We start from the raw sequence: 2,520 nt of genomic DNA, 5'->3' as shown, positions 1-2,520 counted from the left end.
GCTCAGCGCTATTTCAGGTGGCACACCGCGATGCCATGCAGTGGTTGTCGCAACAATTCGGGAGCAGGCTCCCCGAAGAACTGCGTCATATGGTGATTGGCGCGCCTACTAGCAGCGATTCCAGGGAGTTATAGGCATGGACTACCAACCTTTCTGGTGGGAACGTTGCCACCTGATCCTTTCACAAGCCGACAAACCGTCGGACATCGCGTGGTGGGTCATACCGTCGTTATCAGCTCTCCTGGCCGTCATCGGTGCAGTGGCTGGCTCATGGATGACGATAGCGTTCGACCGAAAGAAAGCCGTGAACCAGGAGCTCGTCAAGAAGCGGCTGGAGCTTTACACCGCATACGTGCCCCTCGCCAACGACCTTTATTGCTTCCTCATGAAGGTCGGCAACTTTCGGAGCATGACGCCCAACGGCGTGCTGGATAACAAGCGCAAACTGGACCAGTTCATTCACCTGTATGGACCGTTGTTCTCGGGAAGCGGTCTGGTCGACACCTATAATATTTACATAGCACTCTGCTTCAAGACCTTCAGAGGTCATGGTGTGTCCGCCAAGATCCGGGCAGATTCGGCAAAACTCGCCAGGCAGTACGGAAGTGGCTGGCAGGCGTCCTGGGACGATAGCTTCGATACGACCGCAGTAGCACCGGATATCGAAAAGGTTCACGCCGCGTACAAGGCCTTTGTCAAGGAGTTCGCCTTGCAGGTCGGTGCGCAAGGTTAGGCTTGGGCAACGGACGGACCTAAGGATGCCTTTGCGGAGAGTGCATCCAAATCGTGGCTTGCCTGTCTCTAAAGGGTACATGGCTACTCCAGCCAACCCACGAGACAGGATTACTTATGGACGGTATCTACATCCCCATCATCGGCTTCCTCAGCATCGCGGCCATGTTCATCACCTTTTCGGTGCTGAACAGCTGGACCCAGTTCGAGGTGCAACGGACCCTACGGACCGCCATCGAGAAGGGGGCGCCGTTGACCTCGGAGCTGGTCGCGCAAATGGCGACCAACAAGTCCTCGCGCAAGACCGACATGCGTCGCGGCATCATCATCATGTCGATTGGTGTGGCGGCCTTAGTCGCCGGCCCGATCACGGGAATGGTGCAGGAGTTCACCACGGTCGCGGTGTTCCCGATCTTCGTGGGCCTTGGCTTCCTGCTGGTGTGGAAGCTGGAGCGAGGACAAGGCTCCCTCTGAGGAGCCCGCACCGGTGTTGACGCCAAAGACGGATAGCGAGTTGATCTCCCGATTCCTTGCTGGAGACCAGCGGGCGTTTGCTGATCTGGTACGGCGGTACCAGTCGCCCATTCGCCAGTTCTTGAGGCGTTTGTCAGCCGGCGATCATGCCCTGGCCGACGATATCGCACAGGAGACCTTCCTCAAGATGTTCACCAGCCTGGTGTCGTTCCGGGGCGAGGCCGGGATATCGACCTGGCTTCATACCATCGCCTACCGGACCTTCCTCCGTCACGTAGCCAACCGTTCGCGCCTCGAGTTCGTCGGTCATGACAGCATGCCCGAAGCGATATCGCCCGCGCCGACCGTCATGTCAGACATCCTCGTGGAGCAACTCATGAAGCACCTGAGCCTCGACGAGCGCCTGATGGTGACCTTGTCCGTTTCCGGAGGCATGAGTCACGCGGAGATTGCCGAGGTCACGCAGGCCCCGTTGGGCACCATCAAATCGCACATCAACCGCGCGAAGAAGAAGCTCGCACGACTGTTAGGATCCGAGGAGGAATGCATATGACCGGCCTGCCACCGCTGGAAGAGCTGCTTGCCTATGATCGACATCTGGAGGGCGAGGCCTTTATCCGTCTGGTCATGGGCCAGGCCGTGCGCCGTAGCCATCGTCGTCGCCGCGGCTGGATTCTCGTTGGCTCGGCGGTTCTCGCACTGGCCGTCGTGATAGGTATCAAACCCGATAACTTCACGATGTTTGCGGACCTTCACCTCCCGCTTCAACGGGTAGGCGACCTCGCCGCTGCGGTACCCGCGAGCGGACTGATCGTGGTCTTGCTGATCACTGCCCTCGTGGTCGGTGCCAGCAAGACCGTGGACAACATCTGAGATTCGGCACGGCCAGCGCTAGCTGGCCTCGCGATCCAGCAGCGCTCGCTTGCGCTGCACGCCCCATGCGTAGCCGGAGAGCAGGCCGTCCCTGCGGACGACCCGGTGGCAGGGAACGACCACCGCGAGGTGATTGGCGGCGCAAGCGCTTGCGACGGCGCGGACGGCCTGGGGCGATCCGATGCGCTTTGCGAGGTCGGTGTACGAAAGGACCTGGCCGGCCGGGATTTCGCGGAGAGCATCCCAGACCATGCGCTGAAAGGCCGTGCCGCGAAGGTCCAGCGGGAGATCGAACCCGTTACGCGGTGCCTCGATAAAGGCGACGACCCTGGCCATGAATGTCCTCTCGTCGCGATCGGCCTTGTACAGGCGTGCCGTGGGAAAGCGTTCCTGCAGGTCGCGCGCCAGCTCGACGACGTCATTCCCCAGAAGGACGGAGAC

At 60.4% G+C, this 2,520-nt stretch carries 5 protein-coding genes; 4 read left to right on the top strand and 1 reads right to left on the bottom strand.

The features are described from left to right. Positions 1-136 precede the first annotated feature (136 nt). The 4 genes from AC1DT2_RS20540 (at position 137) to AC1DT2_RS20525 (ending at position 2,079) form a co-directional block, all read left to right on the top strand. Positions 137-733: a hypothetical protein gene (locus AC1DT2_RS20540; protein ID WP_477298387.1), complete on the top strand. Its 597-nt coding sequence runs from the start codon at positions 137-139 to the stop codon at positions 731-733. 116 nt (positions 734-849) lie between these two features. Further along, a complete protein-coding gene (locus tag AC1DT2_RS20535; RefSeq protein WP_213947365.1) occupies positions 850-1,206 on the top strand; it encodes a DUF6249 domain-containing protein in 357 nt (118 codons plus the stop codon). A 13-nt stretch (positions 1,207-1,219) separates the two neighbouring features. Then, the gene (locus tag AC1DT2_RS20530) at positions 1,220-1,759 is read left to right on the top strand and encodes an RNA polymerase sigma factor (protein ID WP_477298385.1); all 540 of its coding nucleotides are present in this window, start codon (positions 1,220-1,222) and stop codon (positions 1,757-1,759) included. Then, positions 1,756-2,079: a hypothetical protein gene (locus AC1DT2_RS20525; RefSeq protein ID WP_477298384.1), complete on the top strand. Its 324-nt coding sequence runs from the start codon at positions 1,756-1,758 to the stop codon at positions 2,077-2,079. Before AC1DT2_RS20530 ends, AC1DT2_RS20525 begins: the two co-directional genes overlap by 4 nt. Positions 2,080-2,097: 18 nt before the next feature. Here the strand turns inward: AC1DT2_RS20525 and AC1DT2_RS20520 are convergent. Then, positions 2,098-2,520 (bottom strand): methylated-DNA--[protein]-cysteine S-methyltransferase (locus tag AC1DT2_RS20520; protein WP_477298383.1); only part of this gene is annotated, 423 nt, incomplete at its 5' end.

Source organism: Luteibacter sp. P4_E6 (assembly GCF_056401535.1).
Note: the sequence above shows the minus strand (reverse complement) of the source record. Positions and strands in the feature narration are given on the sequence as shown.

Bases quoted from the DNA above. Each gene is read 5' to 3' on its own strand.
- AC1DT2_RS20535 (WP_213947365.1), top strand. From the start codon at position 850: ATGGACGGTATCTACATCCCCATCATCGGCTTCCTCAGCATCGCGGCC.
- AC1DT2_RS20540 (WP_477298387.1), top strand. From the start codon at position 137: ATGGACTACCAACCTTTCTGGTGGGAACGTTGCCACCTGATCCTTTCA.
- AC1DT2_RS20525 (WP_477298384.1), top strand. From the start codon at position 1,756: ATGACCGGCCTGCCACCGCTGGAAGAGCTGCTTGCCTATGATCGACAT.